Source organism: Pseudomonas veronii, assembly GCF_001439695.1.
GTDB classification, from domain to species: Bacteria; Pseudomonadota; Gammaproteobacteria; order Pseudomonadales; family Pseudomonadaceae; genus Aquipseudomonas; species Aquipseudomonas veronii.
The window spans coordinates 1-4,280 of the sequence record NZ_JYLL01000063.1 but is presented as its reverse complement, the minus strand read 5'-3'; the positions used below and the strand labels follow the sequence as shown (position 1 = coordinate 4,280).

Here is a 4,280-nt window from a genome sequence, read left to right as displayed (position 1 = left end):
TGGCGGCCTGACCCTACTGTTGTTGCAGTACCACGAGGCACCTTCAGGTTTTGCGATAGCTGAAAAATGGATGACGTGAACGGCACACCGGCCTGGCGAAGAACCTGACTTATGAAACGGCTTTAGAGGCCGCTCCGGTTTTCAGGATCGCCAGGCGCGACTCTCATCATGGCGCGGGGCATGCCTCATACAGACGCCGGATAGATTTAAGCAAGCCAACCACTTCGCCCGTTAACCAGCATTGCAAAAATGGGGGTGACCATAGATTTCATTAGACCACTACAGAGAGACCATGAGGAAGTCTGCCCGCTTTCGCGTGAGATGATATTTTCACCCCTATCCACCCGATTACAGGGTGGCATTTGCTTTTTCCTCAATCCTCTACCCACACCTCCATCAGCGTTCCTTGCAGTTCGCTTGCCCGATGTTCTTGGCAGAAATATGGGCTTACCGTGTTCCACACCAGTTACATGAATAACGTAGACCCTGGGCGGTCTCAAGGAGCAAGTGCAACACCTGAGGTAAGGTGTTGCGATGAAAAAGACCTACAGCCACTTGAATACCGAAGAGCGAGTGACACTGATGCTCATGCGCCGGCAAGGTGACAGCCTGAGGGTCATCGCCCAGGTGTTGGAACGTTCGCCCAGCAGTCTGAGCCGTGAGCTACGCCGTAATGCTGAAGATGGGCACTATGATGTGAGCGTCGCTGTGGCCAGGGCCCGGACGTTGCGCCACAGACCGCGCCGCCAGCGTTGCCTGCTGCTGGGCACCGAGCTGTTCCAGGTGGTCACCCGGATGCTCGCCAAGGGCTGGTCTCCCCAGCAGATCGCCGCCAGACTGAAGGCCAACTGGCCGGACAACCCCGAGTGGCATGTGAGTCACGAAACGATCTACCTGACGATCTACGCATTCCCCCGCGGCGAGCTCAAGCGCCAGCTCATCGGCTACCTGCGCCAAGGCCAGGGCAAGCGACGTCCGCGTAGCCGTAACGCCAGCCGAGGTGAGCGTTATCCGGCTGAGCAGAACATTCGCCAGCGCCCGGAGGAGGTCGAAGGCCGGCAGGTTCCAGGGCATTGGGAGAGTGACTTGATCATGGGGGCCGGCAACCGCTCGGCGGTGGCGACGATGGTCGAACGCACCAGTCGCTTCGTGATCCTGGCCAAACTCGAGGTCCCCAGCGCAGACGCCGCCCTCGAGGCGATGACCCGAGAGCTGTCACGCATGGCCCCCTCGTTGCTCAAGACCATGACCCACGACCAGGGCAGTGAAATGGCCAAGCACGCCGAACTGAGCGCACGCACGGGCATGAAGATCTACGTCGCCGACCCCCACAGCCCCTGGCAGCGGGGCAGCAACGAGAACACCAACGGGCTGCTGCGCCAGTATCTGCCCAAGGGAACGGACCTGTCGCTGGTGACTCAGGAGCGGCTCGATGAGATCGCTGACCTGTTGAACACGCGGCCGCGCCAAACCCTGGGCTGGAAATTCCCCATAGAGGTGCTGACCGAGCACCTGCAGCTCCTGGCGACCAATAACTTGAATACGGTCAACTGACTGTTGCACTTGGAACTTGAGTCCGCCCTGTCTTTCCCCCGGTGATGTTTATGTCCCTATGCCCGCAGTACGTAATCGAGCAACCCATCACTCACCTTTTGGTCCAAGCCTGTCAGCATCTTTGGCTTGTTAAAAATAACGAGGTTTATCAACAGTTCACTTATGTTGGTCATATTATCCAGCCAAGCATCCTCGCCACCTGATGCTGGTAGCGGTTGGAATTACCTCGCGGCTTTTCCTTCTCTTTCGAAGGACTTCATTGTCCCGGTGGCTTCAGACCAAGCCGTTGCCAGCTTCGCCTGCACCGGTAGGCTACCGTTGAGGGAGCAACGAGTCTCACTACCTCTATCGAGGTGAGACAATAACTGGTGCGACTTCACGTCGCACGCGTACGATTTTTTCCGAATTCTGCGGGCTGTAGGCGACTTGCGTGAACCCACTGCTGCGCCATGCCTGGACATGTTCAGCCCAGAATGTGCGCCGGGCAGTGAGTGTGGTGGGTGGTTTCATGTGTGCTCCTTTTTTGGAGAGCACAGCGTGGCGAGTTGAGGTAGGGAATTACAGGTGGCTGGGCTGGAGGCTTACGGTTATGCGTCAAACGAATCAGGAGATCGGCAATCTATGCATTCTCAGAAGGCAAACGTGGCTGGTAGCGATAACAGGCGACGCTGACACCGAAGGCACTACACGCCAGTTTGATGTTGATCCGACCTGAACAAACCGCTTGCAGCGCCATCTCCCGTCGTCGAGATGGCTTCACCACTTTTTTGCCATCGCCTCCTGGATGATTTCGGCTTTGTGGCGTTCCTCGGCGTACATCTTCTTGAGGCGACGGTTTTCCTCCTCAAGCTCGCGCAACCGAGGCATCAAGTGACGCATCCATACCGCCGTATTTGGTTCGCCATTTGTAAAAAGTGGCCGAGTTGATGCCGTGCTCGCGACATAGCTCTGGTGCCGGACTACCGGCTTCGGCTTGCTTGAGGATGGCGATGATTTGGCTGTCTGAAAAACGTGATGTTTTCACGCAAAATTTCCTTGATCCTATTAGGAGAAAATTCTACATCTGGCGAGCACTGATTTCAGGGGGGATTACCAGGGGTTCTTTGGCGCATGGTAATCCTGATGATAAGGGCGATGGTGTCCACGTATTTTGATCTGGCCCCGAAATGTTGGACACCTTCTATGCCAGTCGTGCTTGAGTCCTGTATTCCACAGGGCTCAGGCCACTTAGCTTCAGCCTGATTCGCGAATGATTGTAGTAGTGTATGTAGCCCTATATACCCGCTTCAAGCTCATCGAGACTGTTGAATTTGTTCAGGTAAAAGAACTCTGATTTCAACGTGCCAAAAAAGCTTTCCATAGCCGCATTGTCATAGCAATTTCCTTTGCGGGACATGCTTGGCTTTACCGCACGCTCGCTCAGCACGCGGCGGTAGATAGGCATCCGATACTGCGCGCATCGAATGTGTGATCAAGAACCGTATGGCGGGAGACTGTCACGTACGGTTCTGTGAGCAGCCGAGGGGTGAAATTCCCTTCGGCTGACTCGACTCGCCGGGTCGCTACGTAGCGGAAAACGGGCAGCGGCGATCATGAGCTTGATCCAGTCTGCGCGGCTGAATGGGCATGATCCGTACGCGTATCTAAAGGATGTCCTCACGCGGCTGCCGACGCAGCGGTCGAGTGAGATCGACCAACTGCTGCCGCATAGGTGGCAGCCGGTTTAATCACGCAAGGCGTGATGCCCGGACGGATACACATAAGTGGCAACCGTTTTAGGTTCGCAAATCGCAGCGTCGGAAAACGTAACAACCGGACAATCTTTTTATCGCGGCCTCGACTGTCAGATTCTTATTTCTTGCTCAAATGCTCTCACAAGAAGCTATAGATTAAAGCGTCCATGTGCGCCGACTGAGCATTGCTGGCAGCGCTACCGTGGCCACCTTCAATGTTCTCGTAGTAAATCACGTCTTTGCTGGCGTCGATCATCCTGGCTGCCATCTTGCGGGCATGACCCGGATGTACGCGGTCATCGCGGGTCGATGTTAGGAAGAACACCGGCGGGTAGGTCTTGGCTGAGTCGAATAGGTGGTATGGGGAGATTTTCTGAATGTAGGCCCACTCTTCCGGCTTGTCTGATTGCCATACTCGGCCATCCAGGAAGCACCAGCCAACAGATGGTTGAAACGCTTCATATCGAGCAGCGGTACCTGTACCACAACTGCACCGAATAGTTTGGGGTACTGAGTGAGCATGTTACCCGTTAGCAAACCGCCATTACTTTCACCCTGCACGCCTAAGTATTTCGGCGATGTGATCTTGCGATTAATTAGGTCCTGTGCCACAGCAGCGAAATCCTCATAGGCACGAGTACGATTTTCTCTCAGTGCCGCCTGATGCCAGCGCGGGCCATACTCCCCCCCACCATGGATGTTAGCGACCACATAAACCCCACCCTTTGACAACCAAGCACTACCTAGGCCTCCGGAATAATAAGGGGTCAACGAGATTTCAAAGCCACCGTAGCCGTACAGTAGAGTGGGCGCGGTGCCATCCAGCTTCAGGTTTTTCGGACGCACCAGAAAGTACGGCACACGGGTTAATGCCGATCAGTTAAGCCTTCTCGCTTGACCTTTGGCCGCAAAAAATCAAAATCCGATGCCTACACTGGCATCGGATTTTTTTATGCGTCTCGCTCGGGCACTGGAACTGACCCACAACATCGC

Annotated in this window: 1 protein-coding gene and 4 pseudogenes; 2 read left to right on the top strand and 3 right to left on the bottom strand. The window is 55.3% G+C overall.

From position 1 onward, the window contains the following. Nucleotides 1-534 precede the first annotated feature (534 nt). Entirely contained in the window at nucleotides 535-1,554 is a 1,020-nt protein-coding gene (locus TU80_RS30890) for an IS30 family transposase (protein ID WP_057006132.1), read from the top strand. A gap of 622 nt (nucleotides 1,555-2,176) precedes the next feature. Here TU80_RS30890 and TU80_RS30885 read toward each other — a convergent pair. Both TU80_RS30885 and TU80_RS30880 read right to left on the bottom strand, forming a co-directional pair. Next, nucleotides 2,177-2,578, bottom strand: a pseudogene (locus TU80_RS30885) (transposase); the annotation flags it as partial. Between the two features lie 156 nt (nucleotides 2,579-2,734). After that, nucleotides 2,735-3,007: pseudogene (locus TU80_RS30880) on the bottom strand (IS3 family transposase); the annotation flags it as partial. Nucleotides 3,008-3,107: 100 nt separating this feature from the next. On the opposite strand from TU80_RS30880, the pseudogene TU80_RS32450 reads away from it, so the two are divergent. Then, nucleotides 3,108-3,281, top strand: a pseudogene (locus TU80_RS32450) (transposase domain-containing protein); the annotation flags it as partial. Nucleotides 3,282-3,426: 145 nt separating this feature from the next. On the opposite strand, the pseudogene TU80_RS30875 reads toward TU80_RS32450, so the two are convergent. Then, nucleotides 3,427-3,998, bottom strand: a pseudogene (locus TU80_RS30875) (prolyl oligopeptidase family serine peptidase). Nucleotides 3,999-4,280 lie beyond the last annotated feature (282 nt).